This window comes from Rhodococcus rhodnii NBRC 100604 (assembly GCF_001894925.1).
GTDB lineage: Bacteria > Actinomycetota > Actinomycetes > Mycobacteriales > Mycobacteriaceae > Rhodococcus_F > Rhodococcus_F rhodnii.
This window is the reverse complement of sequence record NZ_BCXD01000010.1, coordinates 159054-183567: the sequence shown is the minus strand read 5'-3', so window position 1 is coordinate 183567 and position 24514 is coordinate 159054. Positions and strand designations below refer to the sequence as shown.

At 70.7% G+C, this 24514-nt stretch carries 23 protein-coding genes, 1 tRNA gene and 1 pseudogene; 15 read left to right on the top strand and 10 right to left on the bottom strand.

Annotated elements, in window-relative coordinates; all coding sequences use genetic code 11:
- Window positions 1-83: 83 nt before the first annotated feature.
- A complete protein-coding gene (locus RR1_RS09640) occupies window positions 84-989 on the top strand; it encodes a tetratricopeptide repeat protein (RefSeq protein WP_010836402.1) in 906 nt (301 codons plus the stop codon).
- A gap of 19 nt (window positions 990-1008) precedes the next feature.
- Here RR1_RS09640 and RR1_RS09635 read toward each other — a convergent pair whose 3' ends face one another.
- From RR1_RS09635 to RR1_RS09625, 3 genes are read right to left on the bottom strand one after another with little or no spacing between them, the layout of a single operon-like run.
- A complete protein-coding gene (locus RR1_RS09635) occupies window positions 1009-2400 on the bottom strand; it encodes a neutral zinc metallopeptidase (protein ID WP_010836403.1) in 1392 nt (463 codons plus the stop codon).
- Between the two features lie 56 nt (window positions 2401-2456).
- Complete coding sequence (glgB, locus tag RR1_RS09630) at window positions 2457-4703, bottom strand: 1,4-alpha-glucan branching protein GlgB (RefSeq protein ID WP_010836404.1); 2247 nt, start codon at window positions 4701-4703, stop codon at window positions 2457-2459.
- Window positions 4700-6706 carry an alpha-1,4-glucan--maltose-1-phosphate maltosyltransferase gene (locus RR1_RS09625; protein WP_010836405.1) on the bottom strand — a complete coding sequence of 669 codons (2007 nt, stop codon included), beginning with the start codon at window positions 6704-6706 and terminating at the stop codon, window positions 4700-4702. The genes glgB and RR1_RS09625 overlap by 4 nt, the downstream gene beginning before the upstream one ends.
- Before the next feature lie 224 nt (window positions 6707-6930).
- Here RR1_RS09625 and glgP point away from each other — a divergent pair, with 224 nt between their 5' ends.
- Window positions 6931-9543: an alpha-glucan family phosphorylase gene (glgP, locus tag RR1_RS09620; protein ID WP_010836407.1), complete on the top strand. Its 2613-nt coding sequence runs from the start codon at window positions 6931-6933 to the stop codon at window positions 9541-9543.
- Between the two features lie 28 nt (window positions 9544-9571).
- Here the strand turns inward: glgP and RR1_RS09615 are convergent, their stop codons facing one another.
- The 3 genes from RR1_RS09615 to RR1_RS09605 are packed head-to-tail and all read right to left on the bottom strand — an operon-like array spanning window position 9572 to window position 13587.
- Window positions 9572-11623 (bottom strand): ATP-dependent DNA helicase, encoded by a 2052-nt coding sequence (locus RR1_RS09615; protein ID WP_072713625.1) that lies wholly within the window; start codon window positions 11621-11623, stop codon window positions 9572-9574.
- A 9-nt stretch (window positions 11624-11632) separates the two neighbouring features.
- Window positions 11633-12238 carry an isochorismatase family protein gene (locus RR1_RS09610; protein ID WP_010839552.1) on the bottom strand — a complete coding sequence of 202 codons (606 nt, stop codon included), beginning with the start codon at window positions 12236-12238 and terminating at the stop codon, window positions 11633-11635.
- Window positions 12235-13587, bottom strand: coding sequence for a nicotinate phosphoribosyltransferase (locus RR1_RS09605; RefSeq protein ID WP_255312191.1), 1353 nt, complete (start codon window positions 13585-13587; stop codon window positions 12235-12237). Before RR1_RS09605 ends, RR1_RS09610 begins: the two co-directional genes overlap by 4 nt.
- Window positions 13588-13708: 121 nt before the next feature.
- Here RR1_RS09605 and clpS point away from each other — a divergent pair, with 121 nt between their 5' ends.
- The 10 genes from clpS to rdgB all read left to right on the top strand — a co-directional run bounded on the left by clpS (window position 13709) and on the right by rdgB (window position 20449).
- Window positions 13709-14071 (top strand): ATP-dependent Clp protease adapter ClpS, encoded by a 363-nt coding sequence (gene clpS / locus RR1_RS09600; RefSeq protein ID WP_040774648.1) that lies wholly within the window; start codon window positions 13709-13711, stop codon window positions 14069-14071.
- A 27-nt stretch (window positions 14072-14098) separates the two neighbouring features.
- A complete protein-coding gene (gene aosR / locus RR1_RS09595; RefSeq protein WP_010839549.1) occupies window positions 14099-14689 on the top strand; it encodes an oxidative stress transcriptional regulator AosR in 591 nt (196 codons plus the stop codon).
- Window positions 14686-15762: a P1 family peptidase gene (locus RR1_RS09590; protein ID WP_010839548.1), complete on the top strand. Its 1077-nt coding sequence runs from the start codon at window positions 14686-14688 to the stop codon at window positions 15760-15762. The genes aosR and RR1_RS09590 overlap by 4 nt, the downstream gene beginning before the upstream one ends.
- Window positions 15763-15831: 69 nt before the next feature.
- On the top strand, window positions 15832-16260 hold the full coding sequence (locus tag RR1_RS09585; RefSeq protein ID WP_010839547.1) for a M67 family metallopeptidase: 429 nt from the start codon (window positions 15832-15834) through the stop codon (window positions 16258-16260).
- A 43-nt stretch (window positions 16261-16303) separates the two neighbouring features.
- Window positions 16304-16576, top strand: coding sequence for a MoaD/ThiS family protein (locus tag RR1_RS09580; protein WP_010839546.1), 273 nt, complete (start codon window positions 16304-16306; stop codon window positions 16574-16576).
- A gap of 7 nt (window positions 16577-16583) precedes the next feature.
- Window positions 16584-17546 (top strand): PLP-dependent cysteine synthase family protein, encoded by a 963-nt coding sequence (locus RR1_RS09575; protein ID WP_010839545.1) that lies wholly within the window; start codon window positions 16584-16586, stop codon window positions 17544-17546.
- Entirely contained in the window at window positions 17537-18184 is a 648-nt protein-coding gene (locus RR1_RS09570; protein WP_010839544.1) for a rhomboid family intramembrane serine protease, read from the top strand. The genes RR1_RS09575 and RR1_RS09570 overlap by 10 nt, the downstream gene beginning before the upstream one ends.
- Window positions 18185-18233: 49 nt before the next feature.
- Window positions 18234-19019 (top strand): cyclic nucleotide-degrading phosphodiesterase, encoded by a 786-nt coding sequence (locus tag RR1_RS09565; protein ID WP_040774667.1) that lies wholly within the window; start codon window positions 18234-18236, stop codon window positions 19017-19019.
- A 10-nt stretch (window positions 19020-19029) separates the two neighbouring features.
- Complete coding sequence (rph, locus tag RR1_RS09560) at window positions 19030-19809, top strand: ribonuclease PH (protein WP_010839542.1); 780 nt, start codon at window positions 19030-19032, stop codon at window positions 19807-19809.
- Window positions 19802-20449 (top strand): RdgB/HAM1 family non-canonical purine NTP pyrophosphatase, encoded by a 648-nt coding sequence (gene rdgB / locus RR1_RS09555; protein ID WP_010839541.1) that lies wholly within the window; start codon window positions 19802-19804, stop codon window positions 20447-20449. The genes rph and rdgB overlap by 8 nt, the downstream gene beginning before the upstream one ends.
- 33 nt (window positions 20450-20482) lie before the next feature.
- Here the strand turns inward: rdgB and RR1_RS21920 are convergent, their stop codons facing one another.
- From RR1_RS21920 to RR1_RS09540, 3 genes are all read right to left on the bottom strand, one after another.
- The gene (locus RR1_RS21920; protein ID WP_040774646.1) at window positions 20483-20845 is read right to left on the bottom strand and encodes a DUF3817 domain-containing protein; all 363 of its coding nucleotides are present in this window, start codon (window positions 20843-20845) and stop codon (window positions 20483-20485) included.
- A complete protein-coding gene (locus tag RR1_RS21915) occupies window positions 20842-21228 on the bottom strand; it encodes a hypothetical protein (RefSeq protein WP_010839539.1) in 387 nt (128 codons plus the stop codon). The genes RR1_RS21920 and RR1_RS21915 overlap by 4 nt, the downstream gene beginning before the upstream one ends.
- Window positions 21229-21325: 97 nt before the next feature.
- Window positions 21326-21410 (bottom strand) — tRNA-Leu (locus RR1_RS09540).
- 729 nt (window positions 21411-22139) lie between these two features.
- On the opposite strand from RR1_RS09540, the pseudogene RR1_RS09535 reads away from it, so the two are divergent.
- A pseudogene (locus RR1_RS09535) lies at window positions 22140-22415 on the top strand (WhiB family transcriptional regulator); the annotation flags it as partial.
- A 232-nt stretch (window positions 22416-22647) separates the two neighbouring features.
- Here the strand turns inward: RR1_RS09535 and RR1_RS09530 are convergent.
- On the bottom strand, window positions 22648-22896 hold the full coding sequence (locus RR1_RS09530) for a hypothetical protein (RefSeq protein WP_010839535.1): 249 nt from the start codon (window positions 22894-22896) through the stop codon (window positions 22648-22650).
- A gap of 337 nt (window positions 22897-23233) precedes the next feature.
- Between RR1_RS09530 and RR1_RS09525 the strand changes: the two genes are divergently transcribed.
- Window positions 23234-23659 carry a hypothetical protein gene (locus RR1_RS09525; RefSeq protein WP_010839534.1) on the top strand — a complete coding sequence of 142 codons (426 nt, stop codon included), beginning with the start codon at window positions 23234-23236 and terminating at the stop codon, window positions 23657-23659.
- Between the two features lie 235 nt (window positions 23660-23894).
- The gene (locus tag RR1_RS09520; protein WP_010839533.1) at window positions 23895-24206 is read left to right on the top strand and encodes a MerR family transcriptional regulator; all 312 of its coding nucleotides are present in this window, start codon (window positions 23895-23897) and stop codon (window positions 24204-24206) included.
- Window positions 24207-24514: the final 308 nt, after the last annotated feature.

Sequence of the window (24514 nt, the reverse complement as noted above, 5' to 3'; positions counted from 1 at the left end):
GGGCGCTCGCGCGTGAGAAACTGGACCACGTGACTCGACCAGGTTCTCGTCCCTCCGCGCGATCGTCCGCCGCTGCCGCCGCGATGAGCGGTGCCGTCGACCTGTCGGCGCTCAAGGAACGCGCCACTGCGCCACCGCCCCCTCCTCCGCAGCAGCCGGCCGACGGCGAGGCTCAGGCCACGGGCGGACTCGCCCCGATCGTCGACGTCACCGAAGCGACCTTCGAGGACGAGGTCCTGCGCCGCAGCATGCAGGTGCCGGTCGTCGTCGACCTGTGGGCCACGTGGTGCGGGCCGTGCAAGCAGCTCTCGCCCGTGCTCGAGAAGCTGGCCCTCGAGGCCGGCGGACGCTGGGTGCTCGCGAAGGTCGACGTCGACGCGAATCCCCGTATCGCCCAGGCGTTCGGCGTCCAGTCGGTTCCGACGGTCGTCGCCATCGCGGGCGGCCAGCCGCTCGCCGACTTCCAGGGCGCCCAGCCCGAGCCGCAGTTGCGGCAGTGGATCGCCGCGGTCGAGCAGGCCGTCGAGGGAAAGCTCAGCGGCCCGCCCACCGGGGATCAGGAGCCGGAACCGGAACCCGAGGATCCCCGCTTCACCGAGGCCGAGCGCCTGCTCGACGAGGGCGATCTCACGGCCGCCGCCGACGCGTACCGTGCGATCCTCGATCAGGAACCCGGGAACACCGAGGCCAAGGACGCCCTCCGGCAGGTCACCTTCCTCACTCGCGTCCAGGACGTCGACCCCGACGCGATCGCGGTCGCCGACGCCGCACCGGACGACCTCGACGCGCAGTTCGTCGCAGCGGACGTCGAACTCGTCTCGCAGGCCCCCGAGGCAGCGTTCGATCGACTCGTCGCCGCCGTGCGCAGGACGACCGGAGACGATCGCACCCGCGTCCGGACGCGGCTGCTCGAACTCTTCGAGCTCTTCGATCCCGCCGAGCCGGTGGTCATCGCGGCCCGGCGCAAGCTCGCCTCCGCCCTGTACTGACCGGATTCGCCGGATCGGCTCAGCCGTAGCGGTTTCCGCAGCCGTCCTCACCGGTGAGGATGCCGGTGCGGAAGGCGTCGACGCGGGCGAATCCCGACGGCACCGTCCGGCCACCGACATCGGCCGCGGCGAGACCGTCCGTGAGCAGCCCCGCGACGGCTTCGTCGACGTCACCCGGTGAGAGCCACACGCCGTCGCCGGACGACGGGTCGCCGAGTGCGGCCGTCGCGACCCCGGCCAGGCACGCCGAGCGCAGTGCGGCCGCGGGCGTGTCGACCTCCTGCCGCCGCGCGTGCTGGACGGCCTGCGAATAGCGCGCCGCGAGCAGCACGTACGCGTCGTAGTCGCCGGACGGGCGCCCGAACAGTTCGCCCGCGCCCGGGGGCACCTGCGCGCCGCGCAACGCCAGCGCGGGAACGTCCACCGAGAGCGTGTCGGTGACGGGGCAGTACGCGACGGGTCCGGTCGCCTCGCGGCCCGCGCACCGTTCGATCCCGTCGACGCGCAGTGTGGGCGGTTCCGCGAGCGAGAACACCGGGTGCAGCGAATCGACGAAGGCGCGCACGGTGTCGGCCGTGACCGGAAGCTCTCCGTCGTCGAGGGTGCCGGTGAGCAGGTCGGGGAGTCCGGCGCGGCGGTCCTCGATGTCGGCCGCATCGATACGCGGGCACGCCGCGGGGCCGTCGGTGAAACCGGACTGGGTCGCGGTGACGCGCTCGAACGCGGAGCCGTGGACGTTGGCGGGATCGGCAGGATCGGTGTCGCCGATCGCGACCGTGGACGCGAGGACGTCGTTGAGGCCGTCGGCCGTCGCGAGGCGGAAGTGCTGCGCGTGGTCCTCCGCGACGTGGCGCATGAACGCACCCGCATAGCAGTCGGCCTGCTGCTCGCGCACGAGTGTCTCCTGCGGGCCGCGGTCGACGCCGCCGCCGATCGTCTGCACCGCGTGGCCGTACTCGTGGGCGAGAACGAAGACGAGGGCCGGCACGCCGAACTTCGCGACGATCTCGGGCAGCAGCACACCGCGGTCCCAGCCGATCGTGTGATCGAGCGTGCAGTAGCCGGCGTTCACGAGCCGTGCGGTGGCTTCGAGACAGAACGTCGGTTCGCCCGACGGACCGCTCGGATCCCACGAGAGGACCCCCGCAACGGGCAGCAGCGGTGCGCCGAACACCGCCGGGAACGCCGTCGTCCAGTACCGCTCGAGGTCGTCGATCGCGTTCGCCGCGACGCGGTCGATCTCGCCGCCGTCCGTTCCGAGGACGGTCCTGGTGCTGTCCGGGACGTCGGGGCGCTCACCGGACGGGCCGCGCGTCACCTCGAGCCCCGCGACGCGGAAGGGATCGTCGTAGATCGACGTCGCGCGGCCCGAGAGCGTCCCGCTGCACGCCGTCAGGGCGAGTAGCGACACGAGCGCGAGAGCCGCGCACGCACGCGCACCGGTGCGGCGCGACGCACGCGGCGGTGTCACCGCTCGAGACCGAGCCAGATCGCGCCACCTGCGGGCAGCGCCACCTCGGCCGACGCGGGCCGGCCGTGCCACGAATGCGGTGTCGCCGCAACCGAACCGAGGTTTCCGACGCCCGCGCCGCCGTAGACGCCGGCGTCGGTGTTGAGGACCTCGTGCCACGTGCCCGCCTCGGGAAGACCGACGCGATACGCGCCGTGGACCGAACCCGAGAAGTTGAACAGGCACGCCATGATCGATCCGTCCGTGCCGTACCGGAGGAAGCTGATGACGTTGTTGCCGGTGTCGTTCGCGTCGATCCACGAATAGCCGCCCGGCGAGGTGTCGAGCGTCCACAACGACCGGTGCTCGCGGTAGGCCCGGTTGAGATCGCCGACGAGGCGCGAGATTCCGCCGTGCAGCCGCGCCACCTCGCCGTTCGCGGGGTCGAGCTCGGACCAGTCGAGCCCGCGCTCCTCCGACCACTCGCGGGTCTGGCCCCACTCCTGTCCCATGAACAGCAACTGCTTGCCGGGGTGGGCCCACATGTACGCGAGGAGGGCGCGTACGTTCGCGGCCTTCTGGTAGTCGTCGCCCGGCATCCGCGTCCACAGCGTTCCCTTGCCGTGGACGACCTCGTCGTGACTGATGGGCAGGACGTAGTTCTCGCTCCACGCGTACATCGCCGAGAACGTGATCTCGTGATGGTGATAGCTGCGGTACACGGGATCCTGCTGGAAGTAGCCGAGCGTGTCGTGCATCCAGCCCATGTTCCACTTGAACGTGAAACCGAGGCCGCCGACCGTCGTCTCGCGGGTGACGCCGGGCCAGGCCGTCGACTCCTCCGCCACCGTGACGACGCCGGCGTGCAGCTTGTGGACGGTCGCGTTCATCTCCTGCAGGAACGCGACGGCCTCGAGGTTCTCGCGACCGCCGTGCACGTTGGGAGTCCAGCCGCCCTCGGGGCGCGAGTAGTCGAGATAGAGCATCGACGCGACGGCGTCCACGCGCAGCCCGTCGATGTGGAACTGCTCGCACCAGTACAGCGCGTTGGCGACGAGGAAGTTGCGGACCTGGGACCGCCCGAAGTCGAACACCAGAGTGCCCCAGTCGAGTTGCTCGCCGCGCCGGGGATCGCCGTGCTCGTAGAGCGGCGTCCCGTCGAAGCGGGCGAGGGCCCACTCGTCCTTCGGGAAGTGCGCGGGCACCCAGTCGACGAGGACACCGATGCCGCTGCGGTGCAGATGATCGACGAACCAGCGGAAGTCGTCGGGGGTGCCGAATCGCGACGTCGGGGCGTAATAGGACGTGACCTGGTAGCCCCACGATCCGCCGAACGGATGCTCGGCGACGGGGAGCAGTTCTACGTGCGTGTACCCCAGCTCGAGAAGGTACTCGGCGAGTTGCCGTGCGAGCTCGCGGTATCCGAGCCCCGGCCGCCACGACCCGAGGTGGACCTCGTAGACGCTCATCGGCAGCTGCGTGGGCGTGCTCGCCGCACGGGCCGTCATCCAGCCGTCGTCACCCCAGTCGAACTCGCTGCGATACACGCGCGACGCCGTCGCGGGCGGCACCTCGGTCGCGAAGGCCATCGGATCGGCCTTGTCGCGCACGGTGCCGTCGGCGCCGTGGACGCGGTACTTGTACAGCTCGCCGGGACCGACACCGGGAACGAAGACCTCCCACACGCCCGACGAGCCGAGCATGCGCATCGGCACCGAACGCCCCGTCCAGCCGTCGAATCCACCGAGGACGGTCACGCCGCGTGCGTTCGGCGCCCACACCGCGAAGGATGTCCCCGTGACGGGGCCGTCGGGGGTGTCGTAGTGCCGGACGTGCGCGCCGAGAATGTCCCACAGCCGCTCGTGGCGGCCCTCGCCGAACAGATGCAGATCGAGATCGCCGAGGGTGGGCAGGAATCGGTAGCCGTCGGCGGTCTCGACGTGGTGCCCGCCCGGATACTCGACGGCGAGCCGGTAGTCCGCGAGATCGCGGATCGGGACGGTGACGCCCCAGAGCCCGTGGTCGATGTGCGCCATCGGGTAGCGCTCGCCCCCGACGAGGGCGGCGACCGCCTCCGCGTCGGGACGCAGGGTGCGCAGCACCGTCGCGCGTCCGGACGGCCCCTCGATCTCGTGAGCGCCGAGAATCGCGTGCGGGTCGCGATGTTCACCGTTCGCGAGTTGGTCGAGATCGCGTCGTGACGGAACAGCAGGATCGGTCCACGGCGTGCGGGGATCGGTCGACGGCGTGCGATCGTCTGTCATCGTGCGCCTCCTCGGTGAGCGAGCCGGAGCCGGGCCGGGTACGGCACGGCGGGGAGCGCGAGTACGTGCGCCACCGCGTTCCACGGTTCGAGCCGGACGAAATTCGACTGGCCCCAGTCGAACTGCGCACCGGACACCTCGTCGAGCACCGTGACGCGGTCGTACCATTCGAGCCCGAGTGCGGGCATGTCGAGCGAGAGCGTCGTCTCCTCGGCGGCGAACGGGTTGAGGTTGATCACGGTGAGGACCTGATCTCCGGTGCCGGGATCGAACTTCGAGTACGCGATGATCGCGTCGTTGTCGGCGTGGTGGAAGTGGATCTGCCGGAGCTGCTGCAGGGCCGCGTGGCGGCGGCGGATGTCGTTGAGCATCGTGAGCCACGGCGACAGCGATTCGCCTCGCGCGTCGGCACCCGCGAAATCGCGCGGGCGGAGCTGGTACTTCTCGGAGTCGAGGTACTCCTCGCTGCCGGGCCGCACCGGAAGGTGTTCGTAGAGCTCGTATCCCGAGTACACGCCCCACGTCGGCGACAGCGTCGCCGCGAGCGCGGCCCGGATCGCGAACATTCCCGGACCACCGATCTGCAGGCTCTCGTGGAGGATGTCGGGGGTGTTGACGAAGAGATTCGGCCTCGCCTCGTCGGCCTTCGCGGCGATCTCGACGCCGAACTCGGTGAGCTCCCACTTCGCGGTCCGCCACGTGAAATACGTGTAGGACTGCGTGAATCCGCGACGCGCGAGACCGTAGAGCCGCGCGGGCCGCGTGAACGCCTCCGCGAGGAACAGCACGTCCGGCTCGGTTCTCTTGACCTCGCCGATGAGCCGGTGCCAGAAGTCGGGCGGCTTGGTGTGCGGATTGTCGACGCGGAAGATGCGTACGCCCGCGCTCACCCAGTGCTTCACGACGCGCAGGACCTCGGCGTAGATTCCCTCGGGGTCGCGGTCGAAGTTCACCGGATAGATGTCCTGGTACTTCTTGGGCGGATTCTCGGCGTAGGCGATCGTGCCGTCGGGAAGCACCGTGAACCACTCGGGGTGCTCGGCCGCCCACGGGTGATCGGGCGCGCACTGCAGGGCGAGATCGAGGGCGACCTCGAGATCGAGTCGGCGTGCGGCGGCGACGAAATCGCGGAAGTCGCGCTGGGTGCCGAGACGCGGGTGTACGGCGTCGTGCCCGCCCTCGGCCGATCCGATGGCCCACGGCGAGCCGACGTCGTCGGGCCCGGCGGTGAGAGAGTTGTTGGGGCCCTTGCGATTCACCTCGCCGATCGGGTGGATCGGCGGCAGGTAGACGACGTCGAACCCCATTCCGGCGATGCGGGGGAGTTCGTCGGCGGCCGTCGCGAAGGTGCCGTGGCGCGGCGTGCCGTCGTCGTCCCATCCGCCGGTCGATCGCGGGAACATCTCGTACCACGACCCGAACAGCGCGCGCCGGCGATCGACCCACACGCGGTGGGCCGAGCCGCGCGTGACGAGCTCGCGCAGCGGATGCGCTCGCAGCAGCGCCGCGACGTCGCCGGCGAGTGCGGGCGCGACGCGGGCGGGCAGGGCGCGCTCGGAACGCAGGCTCGTGGCGACGGCCGTCAGCCGGTGGCGGTCCTGACGCGGAACCCCCGCGGCGGCGCGCTCGAACAACCGGGCGCCCGTCTCGAGATCGTTCGCGAGATCCTCCGGTCCCTGGCCCACCGCGAGTTTGGCCTCCACGGCGCGCCGCCACGTCGTGATCGGATCGCTCCACGCCTCGACGCGAAACGTCCACATGCCCGTCGTGGTGGGAGTGAAGACGCCGTCCACGGTGTCCGGTTCGGCACCCGGATCCATCGCGAGCCGCACAGGCCGAGTCGCGTCCGGTGCGCGGACGACGAGGGTTGCGGCGACGGCGTCGTGACCCTCATGCCACACGACCGCGTGGACCGGCACGACCTCGCCGACGACGGCCTTCGAGGGATACGCGCCGCAGTCGACCGAGGGTTCGACGTCGTCGATCGCCAGCCGTCCGGTCACCGCGCGTCCTGCAGTGCTGTCACTTCGGGGTCCCCGCCTTCGTGTGGTGCGCGGCGTGTGGGTGTGCCGCGTGTGGGTGTGCAGCTTCTGCCGACACTAGTTCAGCACCGCTGATCGCGTCGGAAACGACGACGGCCGGGCGGGTTCGCCTCCGCACCCGCCGCCGGGCGGACCGCCCCGGCCATCGGGCGACGACGCCGCGCGCCGTGGGTTATCGTCGGCGAGTGAAAGCGTTGCGTCGGTTCACCGTCCGTGCCCACCTGCCGGAACGACTCGCGGCCCTCGGCCCGCTGTCGACGAATCTGCGGTGGTCGTGGCACGCGGAGACCCAGGATCTGTTCCGTCGGCTGGATGCCGAATTGTGGGAACGAGTCCGATTCGACCCGGTCCAGATGCTCAGCGACATCGCGCCGTCCCGGCTCGACGAACTCGCCGACGACACGGCCTTTCTCATCGCCCTCGACCAAGCGGCGGCCGGGCTCGAGGACTACCTCACGAGGCCGCGCTGGTACCAGGAGCAGCGCGACGGCGCGGGCCGGCACCCCGCGATCGATCTCGGCGGCGGCGTCGCTTACTTCTCGATGGAGTTCGGCGTCAGCGAGGTGCTGCCCAACTACTCCGGCGGCCTCGGCATCCTCGCGGGCGACCACCTGAAGGCGGCCTCGGACCTCGGACTTCCGCTCGTCGGCGTCGGCCTGCTCTATCGCTCGGGCTACTTCCGGCAGGGCCTCACCGCGGACGGCTGGCAGACCGAGCACTACCCGCCGCACGATCCGCAGGGGCAGCCGCTGCGGGTGCTCACCGAGCGCGGCGACGATCCGTCGAGTCCGCCGGTCCTCGTCCACGTCGCGCTCGCGGGCGGCCGGATCCTGCGGGCACGGGTGTGGATCGCGCAGGTGGGCCGCGTCCCGCTGCTGTTGCTCGACTCCGACATCCCCGAGAACGACGCCGATCTGCGGCGCGTCACCGACCGGCTCTACGGCGGCGACCAGGACCACCGCATCAAACAGGAGATCCTCGCGGGCGTCGGCGGAGTGCGGGCCGTGCGCGCGTACTCCCGCGCGTACTCGCGACCCGATCCGTCCGTGTTCCACATGAACGAGGGACACGCCGGATTCCTGGGACTCGAACGGATCCGCGAACTCGTCGACGCCGAGGGACTCGATTTCGACGAGGCGCTCGCCGCGGTGCGCGCGGCGACCGTCTTCACGACGCACACGCCGGTCCCCGCGGGCATCGACCGGTTCCCGATGGACCTCGTGCGTCACTACTTCGGCGGTCACGACGGCGGCAACGACTCGACGCTGCTGCCGGGAGTCACGCTCGATCGGGTCGTCGCGCTCGGCAAGGAGAGCGACCCGCACGTGTTCAACATGGCGCACATGGGGTTGCGGCTCGCCGAGCGCGCCAACGGAGTCTCGAAGCTGCACGGCATCGTCAGCCGCGACATGTTCAACGGTCTGTGGCCGGGCTTCGACGCCGACGAGGTTCCGATCGGATCGGTCACCAACGGCGTCCACGCACCGACGTGGGCCGCGCCCGAATGGTTCGACCTCGCACGCCGCGTCGCTGGTCCGGAGCTCGTGGAGGAAGCACGCGGCTGGGAGAAGCTCGACGAACTCGCTGCGGGCGAGATCTGGGAAATGCGTCACACGCTGCGGCGGACGCTCGTGCACGAGGTGCGCCGCCGCGTTCGCGCGTCCTGGCTCGACCGCGGTGCCACCGAGGCCGAACTCGGCTGGACGGACTCGGTGTTCGACGAGAACGTGCTCACCGTCGGTTTCGCGCGCCGCGTCCCGACGTACAAGCGCCTCACGCTGATGCTGCGCGATCCCGAGCGGCTCGAACGAATGCTCCTCGACGAGGAGCGTCCCTTGCAGCTCGTCGTGGCAGGCAAGAGCCACCCCGCCGACGACGCAGGCAAGGCGCTCATCCAGCAGATCGTGCGCTTCGCCGACCGTCACGAGGTGCGGCACCGCATCGTGTTCCTGCCCGACTACGACATGTCGATGGCGCGCTACCTCTACTGGGGGTGCGACGTGTGGCTCAACAATCCGCTGCGCCCGCTCGAGGCGTGCGGGACGTCGGGCATGAAGTCGGCGCTCAACGGCGGCCTCAACCTCTCGATCCGCGACGGCTGGTGGGACGAGATGTACGACGGCGAGAACGGCTGGGCCATCCCGACCGCGGACGGCGTCACCGACGAGCCGCGTCGCGACGACCTCGAAGCGGGCGCGATGTACGAGCTGCTCGAACACTCCGTGCTGCCGCGGTTCTACGACCGCGACGGCGACGGCATCCCCGAGCGCTGGGTCGAGATGGTCCGTCACACCCTGCGCGATCTGGGACCGAAGGTGCTCGCGTCGCGGATGGTGCACGACTACACGGTCGGCTTCTACGGGCCCGCCGCGAGCGCCGCGGCCCGCGTCGACGCCGACGGTCACGCGGGGGCCAGGGAAGTCGCGGCGTTCGTGCGGCGCGTCGAGAGCGCGTGGCCCGCGATCGCGGTCACCGAGGTCGACGGCTCGGGCCTGCCCGACACCCCGGAGATCGGGGCACGTCTCACCTTGACCGCGACCGTCCGGCTCGGCGACCTCGGCGTCGGCGACGTTCGTGTGCAGGGTGTCGTCGGGCGCGCCGGCCAGGACGAGGAGCTCACCGACGTCGTCACCGTCGACATGACGCACACGGGCAGCGGCGACGGCGGCGAGATCTTCACCGCGGACATCGATCTCCCGATCTCGGGCTCGGTCGGGTACACGGTGCGGGTCCTGCCGCACCACCGGCTGCTCGCCGCCGACGCCGACCTCGGGCTCGTCACCGCAGCGGTGGGGTGAGCTCCGTGTCGCGCGTGCGCGACAGGGCTCAGCTCGGGCGCGCGTCGCGGATGCGGGCCAGTGCCTTGCGCACGACCTGCGGATCCTTGGTCTCCCAGAACGGTGGGAGCGACGCACGCAGGTATCCCGAGTAGCGGGCCGTCGCGAGCCGGGGATCGAGGACGGCGACGACGCCGCGGTCGTCCATCGACCGCAGCAACCTGCCGACGCCCTGCGCGAGCAGCAGCGCCGCGTGGTTTCCGGCGATCGACAGGAAGCCGTTGCCGCCGCGGGCCTCGACGGCACGCTGCCGCGCCACGAGCAGCGGGTCGTCGGGCCGCGGGAACGGGATCCGGTCCATGATCACCAGGCTCAGCGACGGGCCGGGGACGTCGACGCCCTGCCACAGCGAGAGCGTCCCGAACAGCGAGGTCGGCTCGTCGGCCGCGAACCGCGTCACGAGTGCGCCCGTCGAGTCGTCGCCCTGGCACAGCACGGGCGTTCCGAGCCGGTCGCCCATCGCGTCCGCCGCGGCACGCGCCGCCCGCATCGACGAGAACAGGCCGAGCGTGCGGCCACCCGCCGCCTCGACGAGGTCGGCGATCTCTTCGAGTATCCGCGGGTCGGTGCCGTCGCGCCCGGGACCGGGCAGGTGCGCCGCGATGTAGAGGATGCCGCTGCGCGCGTGATCGAACGGCGATCCGACGTCGAGCGCGTTCCACGTCGGCGCGTCACCGTCGGACGGTGCCTTCTTGCCGGTCGCGGTCGCGGGATCGATCGCGGTGGCCGACGACGCGGGGAGCCCCCACGTCGCGGCGAGTGCGTCGAACGAGCCACCGGCCGTGAGCGTCGCAGAGGTGAGGACGACCGTCGACTCGCCGAACAGTCGCGAACGCAGCAGCCCGCCGACCGACAGCGGCGCGACCCGCAGCGCCCGTCGCGGATTCCCGCGCGACTCGTCGACCTCGAGCCAGACGACGTCGCGGCGCTGCGCGGGATCGGGCTCGTCGAACGCGGTGAGAACGCGGACGGCGTCGTCGTGGATCTCCTCGATCGCCACGAGCGCTGCCGACCGCGCGGCGGCGGCTTCGGGATCGGTCTGGTTCATCCCCGGACGGACCGGCCCGATCGCGGTGCGCAGTGCCCACGCGGCGTCGCGGATCGCGGCGAGCGCGGCCGCGGCGCCCTCCGGCAACCGTTCCCAGCGCCCCGGCGCGAGCGACTCGAGCAGATCCGCCCAGTTCTCACCCGCGGCCTCGAGCCGATCGGCGTCCTCGTCCTCGACGAGCTTGCCCGCACGGCGCGCGGCGTTCGCGATCGCGCCCGCGGTGAGCTCGGCCGTCGCGATACCCGTGACCCGGTCGACGAGTTCGTGTGCCTCGTCGATGACCACGACGTCGTGCTCGGGCAGGATCGAGATCCCCTCGATCGCGTGGATCGCCAGCAGCGCGTGATTGGTGACGACGACGTCCGCGCGCGCCGCGTGCGACTTGGCCCGTTCCGCGAAGCAGTCCTCGCCGATCGGGCAGCGTGACTTGCCGAGGCATTCGCGGGCCGTGACGCTGACCTGCCGCCACGCGCGATCGCCGACACCGGGGGCGAGGTCGTCGCGGTCGCCGGTCTCGGTGTCCGAGGACCAGTCGACGAGCCGCTGCACCTCACGGCCGAGCCGTGACGCCGCGAACGGATCGAACAGTTCGTCCGACGCGGGCTCGTCGGCCATGCCGGCATGGATCTTGTTGAGGCACAGATAGTTCCCGCGGCCCTTGAGAATCGCGAACTCGGGCTCGCGGCCGAGCGACGGCGCCAGTGCGGCGGCGAGCCGCGGCAGATCGCGTTCGACGAGCTGGCGCTGCAGCGCGATCGTCGCCGTCGAGACGACGACGGTGCTACCCGTTGCCACCGCGTGCCGGATGCTCGGCACGAGATAGGCGAGCGACTTGCCGGTGCCCGTGCCGGCCTGGACCGCGAGATGTTCGCCCGTGTCGATCGAGTGGGCGACCGCGGAGGCCATGGTCATCTGGTTCGTGCGCTCCGCACCGCCCAGTTCGCGCACCGCGGTGCGGAGCAGATCGGGGACGTCGGGGAGTTCGCGAGACACCCGTGCAGGTTAGTCGAGGCCACCCACGTCGCTGCCCCGCGACTCGTCGCGGTCGGCGAGATCCGTCACGAGCCGGACGCCCGCGGCGCGCAGTTCGCCCAGCGTGCGCTCGGTCGAGTCGGCGGCGACTCCCGCCGTGAGCGGGAGCAGCACCGTCGTCCGGAACCCCTCGCGGACGGCGTCGAGGGCGGTCGCGCGGACGCAGTGATCGGTCGCGAGGCCCACGATGTCGACGGACTCGACGCCCCGCTCGCGCAGCCAGTCCGTGAGCGGCGAACCCGACGCCGACGCTCCCTCGAAGCCCGAGTACGCGGCGCTGTACTCGCCCTTCGTGAAGGTCTCCGCGATGCGTGCGGTGTCGAGATCGGGGTGGAACTCGGCGCCGGACGTCCCGACCCGGCAGTGAACGGGCCACGAGTCGACGAAGTCGGGCGTGTCCGAGAAGTGATCGCCCGGATCGATGTGATGGTCCTTCGTCGCGACGACGACGTCGTAGCCGGCGGCGACGGGCCCGATCGCGCCCGCGACCGCCGCGCCGCCGTCGACGGCGAGCGACCCGCCTTCGCAGAAGTCGTTCTGGACGTCGACGACGACGAGCGCGGTACCGGTCTTCACGAGTGGCCTCCAGAGGTCGGGGGAGAGACGAACCGTACGGGGACGGCGGGGTCGCCGTGCGAGAGCGTCAGGCCCTCCCACGGCAGCCCGATCCGGCCGGCGGCCACACGGGCGCGCACGGCGTCGAGCGATTCGGGTGGGGCGACCGCGTCACCGCCGCGGACGAGCGGGACGGGGAGCGTGCGGACGAGCACGTCGGCGGCGTCGTGGCCGGCCGCGGCGACGGCGTCGTCCGGGTCGGCGCCGGCGGGGAACACGAGCTCCTCGACGAACGTCCCGGTGGGACGCGCGACACGGACGGCGCTCTTCGATCCACCCCGCGTCGTCTTGTGCGCGCTGCGCTTCTCGACGGGGATCCCGTCGACCTCGACGAGCTTGTAGACCATGCCCGCCGTGGGCGCGCCGGATCCCACGACGACGGAGGTCCCCACGCCGTACACGTCGACGGGCTCGGCGCGCAGCGCCGCGATCGCGTACTCGTCGAGATCACCGGACACGACGATGCGGGTGCCGGGGGCGCCGAGTTCGTCGAGCTGATCGCGGACCTGCCGGGCGAGCACACCGACGTCGCCCGAGTCGATGCGGACGCCACCGAGTTCGGGCCCGGCGACCTCGATCGCCGTCCGCACGCCCGCGGTGATGTCGTAGGTGTCGACGAGCAGCGTCGTGGACACGCCGAGCGCCTCGATCTGGCTGCGGAAGGCCGCGGCCTCGTCGGGGCCGCCGGGGCCGGTGTGCAGCAAGGTGAACGCGTGCGCGCTCGTGCCCGCACCGGGAATGCCCCAGCGGCGCACCGCTTCGAGGTTCGACGTCGAGTCGAAACCTGCGATGTACGCGGCGCGGGACGCCGCGACGGCGGCGTCCTCGTGGGTGCGGCGCGAGCCCATCTCGATCATCGTGCGGCCGGCGGCGGCGCCGACCATGCGCGCCGCTGCGGACGCGATCGCGGAATCGTGATTGAACACCGACAGCACCAGCGTCTCGAGCACGACGCACTCCGCGAACGTGCCGCGCACCGACAACACGGGGGAGCCGGGGAAGTAGAGCTCGCCCTCGGGGTAGCCGTCGATGTCGCCGCCGAACCGGTACTCGCTCAGCCACTGCACGGTCGTGTCGTCGAGAAAACGGGAGACGACCTCGAGTTCGGGCTCGCCGAAACGGAAGCCGGGTAGCAGGTGCGCGAGCCGTCCGAGGCCCGCGAGCACTCCGTAGCGCCGGCCGGGGGGTAGCGACCGCGCGAAGACCTCGAACGTGCACGGTGTGTCGGCCGTGCCGTCCCGCAGTGCCGCCGACAGCATGGTCAGCTCGTACTGGTCGGTCAGCAGGGCGGTGCTCGGTCCCGGGCTCACCCCGTCACTGTAGGCACCGAGTGCGCCGACGTGGAGGACGTGCGCCACCGGCTCGCCTCATCCGGGCGTAACGGACATCCGCGGGTGTCGTCACTCACGGGCACGCCGTACTCTGGGGTTCATGGCTCCGAACGTGACGACCCTTCCGCCCCGTGGCGCCATCCCGGCTTCGCCCCAGCTCGCCGGCGCGGCGTCTCCGCAGGTGACGCCTGCGCAGGCCGAGGCGACCGAACGCGAGACGAACATCGATCGCCCCTGGGTGACGATCGTCTGGGACGACCCGGTCAACCTCATGCACTACGTCACCTACATCTTCCAGAAGCTGTTCGGCTACAGCAAAGCCAAGGCCACCGACCTGATGATGCAGGTGCACTCGGAGGGCAAGGCCGTGGTGTCGAGCGGGTCGCGCGACAAGATGGAGAACGACGTCCGCAAACTCCACGCCGCGGGACTGTGGGCGACGATGCAGCGCGACGACAGCTGAGCCGGAACGAGAACGGGAGGCGCCACGGTGCGACAGTGGACGAGGAAGAACTCGCTCGGGGGAGTCAAGCTCCGGTCGGAGATGGACGAGCACGAAGCGACGGTGTTGCGCTCGCTCGTCGGGTCGGTCGCCGGCCTCCTCGACGAACGCGCGCACTCGGCGCCGCATGACGATCTCGCCGAACTCACCGGCATCCGGTCGGGACACTCGACCGCGCCCGAGGACGCCGTGCTCGCGCGGCTGCTCCCCGACTTCCATCGTCCCGACTCCGAGGGCGCCGATCCCGACGGCGGGGGCGACCTCAACGGCGCCCTGCGCAGCCTCCACGAGCCCGAGATCATCGACGCCAAGCGGGCGGCCGCGGGCGTCGTGCTCGCCACGATGCCGTCGTCCGGTGGCAAGCTCTCGTTGACCCCCGAGCAGGCCGACGCCTGGCTCGCGGCGATCAACGACGTGCGGCTCGCGATCGGAACCGATCTCACGACGACGGACGAGGACGGCGGCCCCGGATCCATCCCCGACGAGTACGACCCGGGCGACCCGCGCGCGGCGCACTACGACGTCTACCACTGGCTCACGTGGATGCAGGAGTCGCTCGTCCAGGCGCTCGTCCCGTGACCACGACCCGCGGCCCCCGAGACGATCTGCTCGACGTCGCGGGTCTGCGCGTGGGCCATCACCACGCCCTCACCGACGACGTCACCGTCGCCGAGGGCGACCGTCCCGGGACGGGTACGGCGACCGGCACGACGGTCGTTCTCGCGCCGGAGGGCGCCGTCGCCGCGGTCGACGTCCGCGGCGGGGGACCGGGCACGCGCGAGACCGACGCCCTCGACCCGGCGAACAGCGTCCACCACGTGCACGCCGTCGTCCTCGGCGGCGGCAGTGCGTTCGGGCTCGCGGCGGCGGACGGCGTGATGCGGCGGCTCGAGGAGACCGGCCACGGGCTCGCGATGGGAGCGGGCGTCGTCCCGCTGGTCCCGGCGGCCGTGGTCTTCGACCTTCCCGTCGGCGACTGGCAGCGGCGTCCGGACGCGGACTTCGGGTATCTCGCGGCACGCGACGCCTCCTCGACGGACTTCGCGCGCGGCAGCGTCGGGGCCGGGACGGGTGCGCGAGCCGGCGCGCTCAAGGGCGGCGTCGGCTCCGCGAGCCTCGTGCTCGGCGAGGGCCCTGCGGCGGGCGTCACGGTCGCGGCGCTCATGGTCGCCAATCCGGTCGGCTCGGTCGTCGACCCGCGCACCGGTCTGCCGTGGGGGGTCGGCACCGACGGCGCAGAGTCGTTCGGTCTGCGCGCACCCGGCGCCGCCGAGGTCGAGCGCTACCGCGAACTGGCGGCGAAGGGCACGCTGCTCAACACCACGATCGGCGTCGTCGCGACCGACGCCGCCCTCGACCGCGACGGCTGCCGCCGGGTCGCGACGGCCGGCCACGACGGCATCGCGCGTGCCGTGCGGCCGGCGCATTCCCCGCTCGACGGCGACACGATCTTCGCGCTCGCGACCGGCCGCGTGCGTCCCGAGACGGGCCCCGTCCCACCCGGTTTCGCGCCCGAACTCGCCGTGCGTGCCGCGGTCGCCGAGGCCGCGGCCGTCGTGGTGGAGCGCGCGATCGTCGACGCCGTGCTCTCGGCGACCACCGTCGCGGGAATCCCCGCGTACCGAGACGTGTTCCCCGATGCAGTGACGTGACGGCAGTCGGCGTGTGATCCGCGCGCCGGGCCGAATCGTGGTTCGCTGGAGGCGGTGACAGGAGGACGGATGCCCGACGAGCGTGCGGAGTTCGCGATCGGATCGCACCTCGTGGCGGCCATAATCGAGCACGCCCGCCGCGACCACCCCGACGAGGCGTGCGGTGTTCTCGCGGGACCCGAAGGGTCCGACCGCCCCGAGCGTCACATCCCGATGACGAACGCGGAGCGTTCGCCGACCTTCTACCGCTTCGACTCCGGCGAGCAGCTGAAGGTCTGGCGTGAGCTGGACGCCCGCGACGAGGACCCCGTCGTGATCTACCACTCCCACACCGCGACCGAGGCGTACCCGAGCCGGACCGACATCTCGTACGCGTCCGAGCCCGGCGCGCACTACGTGCTCGTCTCGACGCGCGACCCGGACCACGCCGACGTCCGCAGCTTCCGGATCGTCGACGGCGTCGTCACGGAGGAGACCGTGCGCGTCGTCGAGACGTGAGCGTCCGGAGACGCGAGCCCACCCCGAGAAAGGTGACCGAACGATGACTGTGACCGTGTCCGTGCCGACGATCCTGCGCACCTACACCGGCGACCGCAAACGCGTCGAGGCGTCCGGTTCCACGCTCGACGCCGTGATCGCCGACCTCGATGCGCAGTTCCCCGGACTCGGTGGGCGGCTCGTCGACGACGGCAAGCTCCACCGCTTCGTCAACGTGTACGTCGGCGACGAGGACGTGCGCTTCACCGGCGGCCTCGAGACTCCCGTCGGCGAGGACGACTCGGTGACGATCCTGCCCGCCGTCGCCGGCGGCTGAGTCCGCGATGGCACGTTTCGAGTCGTATCTCGGGACGGTCGGCGACACCCCGCTCGTGGGCCTGCCGACGCTCTCGCCGCGCTGGGACGGCGACGTCCCGATCCGGTTGTGGGCCAAACTCGAGGACCGCAACCCGACGGGGTCGGTGAAGGACCGTCCCGCGCTGCGCATGATCCGCGAGGCGGAACGCGAGGGGCGGCTTCGTCCCGGTGCGACGATCCTCGAACCGACGAGCGGCAACACGGGGATCTCGCTCGCGATGGCGGCACGCCTGGCGGGCTACTCGATGATCTGCGTGATCCCCGAGAACACGTCGGTCGAACGCCGCCAGTTGCTCGAGATGTACGGAGCCCGCATCATCTCGTCGCCGGCGCAGGGCGGCTCGAACACGGCCGTCGCCCGTGCCAAGGAACTCGCCGCCGAGAACCCCGAGTGGGTGATGCTCTACCAGTACGGGAACCCGGCGAACGCACTCGCGCACTACGAGGGGACCGGCCCCGAGATCCTGCGCGATCTGCCCGAGATCACGCACTTCGTCGCCGGTCTCGGCACGACGGGAACGCTCATGGGCGTCGGCCGATTCCTGCGAGAGCAGCTGCCGGACGTACAGATCGTCGCCGCCGAACCGCGCTACGGCGAACTCGTCTACGGGCTGCGCAACCTCGACGAGGGATTCGTGCCGGAACTGTACGACGAGAGCGTGCTCACGTCGCGGTTCTCCGTCGGGCCGTACGACGCCGTGCGTCGCACCCGCGAACTCGTCGAACACGAGGGGATCTTCGCGGGCGTCTCGACCGGCGCGGTGCTGCACGCCGCACTCGGTGTCGCACGCAAGGCCGACAAGGCCGGGACCAGCGCGAACATCGCGTTCGTCGTCGCCGACGCCGGATGGAAGTATCTGTCGACCGGCGCGTACGCCGGTACGCTCGACGATGCGGAGCAAGCACTGGAGGGACAACTGTGGGCGTGAAGAACGGAGCCGACTCGCCGTGGGCGCAGCCGGGCGCGGCACCTGCCCGCCGCCGGCCGACGTGGCGCACGGCGGCGGCGACGATCGGGATCTTCGTCGTCGCGCTCTACCTGATCGAACTCGTCGACTCGGCCACCGGCGGTGGGCTCGAACCCGGCGGCATCACGCCGCGCACGGTCGACGGACTGTCGGGAGTGGCGTTCGCGCCGGTCCTCCACGGAACGTGGTCGCACCTGTTCGCCAACACGCTGCCGGTCCTCGTGCTCGGCTTCCTCGTTCTCGCCTCCGGCATCGGCAAGGGCCTCGCGGTGACGGGAATCGTGTGGGTCGTCGGTGGCCTCGGCACGTGGCTCGTCGGCGGTGCGGGGACGACGCACATCGGCGCCTCGATCCTCGTGTTCGGCTGGCTCGCCTACCTGCTCGTGCGCGGCCTGTTCACGCGCGACGCCGGACAGATCCTCATCGGCATCGTGGTGTTCCTCGTCTACGGCGGTCTGCTGTGGGGAGTGCTGCCCACCAACCCGCTCGTGTCGTGGCAGGGCCACCTCTTCGGAGCCGTCGGCGGTGTCCTCGCGGCCTGGCTGCTCGACTCGCGCCGCCGCCGCTCGGCGGCCGTCGACCGGACGGCGGTCCGCTGATCGGCGCGCAACTTCGTGCGGACGCGGTGGGCGTGGCAGCATGAGCGGCATGCGCATCACCGTGCTGGGCTGTTCGGGCAGTGTCTGCGGACCCGACTCGGCGGCATCGGGATATCTCCTCACGGCCCCCGGCACGGACCCGGTCGTCCTGGACTTCGGTCCCGGTGTGCTCGGTGCCCTTCAGCGGCACGAGGACCCGTCGAAGGTCGCAGTCATGCTCACACATCTGCATGCAGATCACTGCCTCGACCTTCCCGGCCTGCTGGTGTGGCGGCGCTACCATCCGAGCCCGCCCGAGGGCCGCGTGCTCGTGTACGGGCCGACCGGGACTTCGCACCGGATCGGGTGTGCGTCCGCCGAGGTCGCGGGTGACGTCGACGACGTCTCCGACACGATGCGGGTCGAGGCGTGGCACGAAGCGGAGCCCGTCGAGTTCGGCGAGCTGACGGTGACGCCGATGCGCATGTTCCATCCGCCCGAGGCGTACGGGCTGCGTATCACCGACCGCTCCGGGGCGACGCTCGTCTACACCGGCGACACCGGAATGTGCGACGAGGTCGTCGCCCTCGCGGAGGGCGCCGACGTCCTGCTGTGCGAGGCGTCGTGGACCCACACTGCCGAGCGGCCCGAAGGCGTGCACCTGTCGGGCACGGAGGCGGGCCGGATCGCCACTCGTGCTGGTGTCGGAACGCTCCTGCTGACGCACATTCCGCCGTGGACCCCGCGCGAGGAGATCATCGCCGAGGCGAAGGCCGAGTTCGCCGGTCCGGTCGAGGCCGTCGTCGCCGGCGGCGTGTACGACATCCCCGGGCTCGCCGTGGGAGGCGGCCGCTAGGCTCGGGTTCGTGACTACGCGAGAAGACGGCAGAACAGACGACGAACTCCGCGAGATCCGGATCACGCGCGGCTTCACGACGCATCCGGCCGGGTCGGTGCTCGTCGAGTTCGGGAACACCCGCGTGATGTGCACCGCGAGTGTCGACGAGGGAGTACCTCGCTGGCGCAGGGGGAGTGGGCTCGGATGGCTCACCGCCGAATACGCGATGCTGCCCGCCGCGACGCACGAACGCAGCCAGCGTGAGTCGACGAAGGGCCGAGTCGGGGGCCGCACCCACGAGATCAGCCGGCTCGTCGGCCGGTCGCTGCGCGCCTGCATCGACCTCGCCGCGATCGGCGAGAACACCATCGCCGTCGACTGCGACGTCCTGCAGGCGGACGGCGGAACCCGCACCGCGGCCATCACGGGTGCGTACGTCGCACTCGTCGATGCCGTGACGTACCTGCGTGCCGCGGGCCGGCTCACCGACCCGCAGCCGATCTCGTGCGCGATCGCCGCGGTCAGCGTCGGCGTCGTCGACGGGCGTGTGCGGCTCGACCTGCCCTACGAGGAGGATTCGCGGGCCGAGGTCGACATGAACGTCGTCGCGACCGACACCGGCACGCTCGTCGAGGTACAGGGGACGGGCGAGGGCGCGACCTTCGCACGCTCGACGCTCGACCGCCTGCTCGACAGCGCGCTCGCCGGATGCGATCGACTCTTCGAGGTGCAGCGCGAGGCGCTCGCGCTGCCCTACCCGGGCGAACTGCCCGAGGCGCCGGCACCGAAGAAGCGTTTCGGTGCCTGAGACGGCGTCGGCTCCGGAGACGAGGGTCCTCGTCGCGAGCCGTAATCCGAAGAAGCTCCGCGAGTTGCGCCGTGTTCTGGACGCCGCGGGCGTGGTGGGGATCGAGCCGGTCGGGCTCGACGAGATCCCGCCCTATCCCGAGACGCCCGAGACGGGTGCGACGTTCGAGGAGAACGCCCTGATCAAGGCGCGCGACGGCGCTGCGGCGTCGGGGATGCCGTGCATCGCAGACGATTCCGGTATCGCGGTCGACGCGCTGTCGGGCATGCCGGGCGTGCTGTCGGCGCGGTGGTCGGGACGTCACGGCGCCGACGCCGCCAACACGGCGTTGCTGCTGGCCCAGCTCACCGACGTCCCGGACGACCGGCGCGGCGGCGCTTTCGTCTCCGCATGCGCGCTGGTCGTGCCCGGCCCGGACGGCGGGGAGGCCGAGGAGATCGTGGTGCGCGGCGAGTGGCGTGGCCGCATCGCGCGCGAGCCGCGCGGCGACGGCGGATTCGGCTACGACCCCGTCTTCGTCCCCGACGACGACACGCGGTCGGCGGCCGAGTTGACGCCCGAGGAGAAGGACGCCCGGTCGCACCGCGGTGCCGCGCTCACCCGGTTGGTCCCGGCGCTGCGCGCACTCGCACAGCGCTGAGCGGCACTGCCGTGAGCCCGAAGGCCCGGCAGGTCAGACGCCGAAGTCGCGCTTGACCTGCTGGGTCCGGCGATGCTCGACGAAGAAGCTCAGGAGCGGGACGGTGCCCGCGAGCAGCGTGCCGATCGTCCGCGGCACGGGCCACCGGACCTTGATCGCGAGATCGAACGTCACGAGCAGGTACACGGCGTAGACCCAGCCGTGCACGATCGCGATCCAGGCCGGGACGTCCTCGACGCCGATGATGTACTTGGCGACCATCTCGCCGACGAGCAGCAGCAGCCACAGACCGGTCGCGTACGCGAGGACGCGGTAACGCAGGAGTGCCGAGGCGATCTTCTTGCGGTCGTCGGCACTCGGCTCCACGGCGGTCGACCGATCGGGTGCGGCACTCAATGGTTGCTCCTGTTCGCATCGCGAGCGGCCAGCTCTTCGAGATAGGCGTTGTACTCCACGCGGGCGCGATCGTCCTGGTCGGCCGTCTCCGCAGTGGCGGTGGGGATCGGGGGGAGCAGATCGGGCGGAATCTCCCGCGGCTCGTCGTCCGTGTCCGGTTCCGGGTCGGACTGCGCGTCCTCGAGCTTCACGAACCGGCGGTAGGCGTAGATGAAGAACGCCGCGAAGAGCGGCCATTGAAAGGCGTAGCCGAGGTTCTGGCCGTCGCCGCCGACGCTCTCGAACCGCGTCCACTGCCAGTAGCCGAGTGCGAGGCAACTCGCGGCACCGACCACGACGAGTACGACGAGTGCGACGCGATTGGTTCTACGCTTATCGGCCACGCCTCGACGGTACCCGACGTCGACGGCGTCGCCGCTGCTGGTCCGGGTGACCTCGAGCCCATGTACTCGGTCGGCCCGGCCACTCGGGGTCGGGTGGTGGTGCGCGAGGGGGGACTCGAACCCCCACGTCCGAAGACACCAGGACCTAAACCTGGCGCGGCTGCCGATTACGCCACTCGCGCGCAGGTAGAGAGTACGCCACGCAACTCGAGGCGCCCGTCGGCTCTCGTTCGCGAGAGCCCGGCCCGAGGGGCGATAGAGGACGTCTCCATCCCTCGTGCGCGCAAACCTGCATGCTCTGCGACAGATAATCCTGTTCCACCGTGTGTGTCATGTTCGTGCACGCCGCACAGCGTCCGGGGCCGACTCCCGGGCCGGGACATGCGTCGAGCTGCGAAGAGTCGCCGCGGCGGTACCCGCATCCTCGTTGCGGTGGCGGAATCCGCAGGAAGCGCAGGTGACGGCGCGTATTCCCGAACGCGAGCTAATCTGTTTTGACGGACGCAGATTTTGTTGTACGCTCATCGCGTCAATGTTGAACGACATCGACTACAAAAGATCTTTCGTCGAGGCATGAAGGCTTGCCGTGGGGGACACCGGGAATCGTCTCCGTCGCAGCCGGAGCTGCCGAGGAGCAGAAGGGCCGACCATGCAACGCGGAATCGCAACCGGGGCAATCTGATCGGAAGAGCGCTTCACCACCGAAGAGATCCTCGAACGAGTCCAGGGCATGTTCGCCGATCCGATCGGTGACTCGATGGCGGTCTCGACCGACGAGCACTGACGCTTCGGCTCACGGAAGCGTCTGCACCCACAGCACGACCAGCACGATCTCTGCCAGTCCGAGTACGAATACGTCGCCGGGTGTCACGAACGCCCGCCACGCAGGAAGCAAGGAGAGTTCGATGACCATCCCTCGCCCCAAACTTGTTCCCCTCGGCGATATCTGGGAGTGGCAGCAGAAGGGTCTGTGCCGTGGCATGGACTCCGAGGTCTTCTTCCCCCCGACCGGCGAACGTGGCCGTGCGCGTGCCGACCGCGAACGCATCGCCAAGCGTGTGTGCTTCGAATGCCCCGTTCTCGCGCAGTGCCGCTCGCATGCGCTCGAGGCGCAGGAGCCGTTCGGAGTGTGGGGCGGGATGGGCGAGTCCGAGCGGCACGCGCTGCTCCGGCGTGAGCGCCGCCGCAAGTCGGTCGTCGCCGCCGAGATCGAGCCCGCCGCCTCGGTCGATGCGCCTGCCGAGATCGACACCGCCGCGTAACCGGCTCTCTCCTCGACGACGCCCCCCGATGCCCGAGTGGCACCGGGGGTGTCGTCGTGCCCGGGTGTCGTCGTGCTCGGGGTGTTGCTGTTCTCACGCAACTCGGCGCCGCCCGAGACTCTGTCCGGAGGCGGCGCCGAGACGGGGACGGCCGGGCTCAGGCGGCGGTGCGGGGTGCGACGTCGGGACGCTGTGCCGGTGACGGCAGCACGCGGCTCGCGTGCATCCCGACGAGCGCACCACCGACGACGAACGCGACGGCGACGGCCGCGAGCGCGGGGGCGTCGAGTGCGACGACCGCCGTGACCGTCGCGGCGACGACGAGCATCACATCGAGTGCGATCGCGACGGCCGGCAGTTCCACCAATGGGTTCTCGGGTGCGCCCGTCGAGGGATCGAGGCTCATCGTTGCCCTTCCTGTGGTGTCTGCAGAGTGCGTGGTGTCTGCGAGAGGATTCCGAACGGCCGGCAGCAGCGAGCACTGGCTGTAGGGCTGTTCGTGAGGACGTCTGCCCTGGGTATTCGGAAAACCTGTCTCCGAGAATACATATTTGGTGCGGCCCGTGGGGGAGAAGAGCGTTCGGCGCCGAACGAGGTACGGCTCACGTCGGGCCCACCGTCCCGTGTCCTGCGCGAATCGGTGTTTTAGGATCCGGATTACTGACGAGTGGGCCGATCGGCTCGCTTGCGATGAGGATCGTGCCGCCCAGGCGAAGCGGTCCGTGTCCCCGGGAAAGGCTCGGATGCCGCGGAAGAAGTATCACGAGGAACTGTACGGCGATGCGCTGATGGCGCTCGCAGCCGCGACGAATCGCCCCGCGACCATAGTGGATCACGGAGACAACTACGCGATCCGTGTCGACTTCGAACTCAGCCGTCATCTGATCGCCACAAACGCCGTCGGCGGACTCGACGACGACCGGTTGGAGTCGGCGCTGTGGGTCGTCCGCCTGCTGCGCGAAAGCGACGGCGGCGTCCACGAGGTGGCGTCGAGTACCGATCCGTGGCTCGTCGACGCGTACGACCGCGCGGTCGCGGCGGTGACCGCGGAGGAGGACAGGAACGGCTTCGATCCGCGGATCACCGTGGCGCCGCTCGCGCTGCGTGACGTGCCGCAGGCGCCGCCGGCCGAAGGCGGGGAGGCCGACAGATTGGGGCCCACTGCGTGATCGACGTGTACCTGCGGGGCGCGGCTGCGCCGACGAGACCGGGTGATGAAGTTACTTGTGGTGCCCGCGACACATTCGCTGAAGCCACCGGTGATAGGATCGCGGGAGTGAGGACGACAAGCGAGCAGACTCTCTTCTCGAGGAGGCTTCTGTGAACTCGCCTGGACAACCGCAATCGACGCGACAGTCGGCACCCGCAGCGGCACCGGCTCGGTCATCGGCAACGTCACGGGGTGTGTACGGAATCTCGGTCACGGCCGAGCTGAGCGGCATCGGTCCGCAGACCCTGCGACTGTACGAGCGTCGTGGTCTGCTGACGCCGACCCGTACCGGCGGCGGCACGCGACGCTACAGTCAGGACGATCTCGAACGACTCGCAAGGATCTCCGAACTCATCGAGCTCGGTGTGAACCTGACGGGTATCCGCGAGATTCTCGATCTGGAGGCGCGCAACGTCGCGCTCGAGCGCGTGAACGCCGGCCTGATGGCCGAACTGGCGACGCACCGCGCAGCCGAACCGGAGCCGGAGCGTTCGCTCGAGGTCTGACGCCCGAGCATCTTCTGACTGGCACTGCTTCCGCGAGAGCCGCCCACGCAATCTTGCGTGGGCGGCTCTCGTCGTCGTGACCACCCGGCAGTGGGTGAGTAACGGTTTCATAACGATCAACATGAGGGCGGCCTCATGTCCGGTGGGGGTGGCGAGTGGGGGCCACCTGCCGGTTCGCCAGCTACTCGTCGGTCACATGCGGAGACGCGAGTGGGGTGGGTCACTGAAATTCACCCTCTGGCCACCCGTCTCACAGGCAAACATGAGGAAAGCCTCACGATTGTGTGCCACTCTCGTTGCTGTTCACC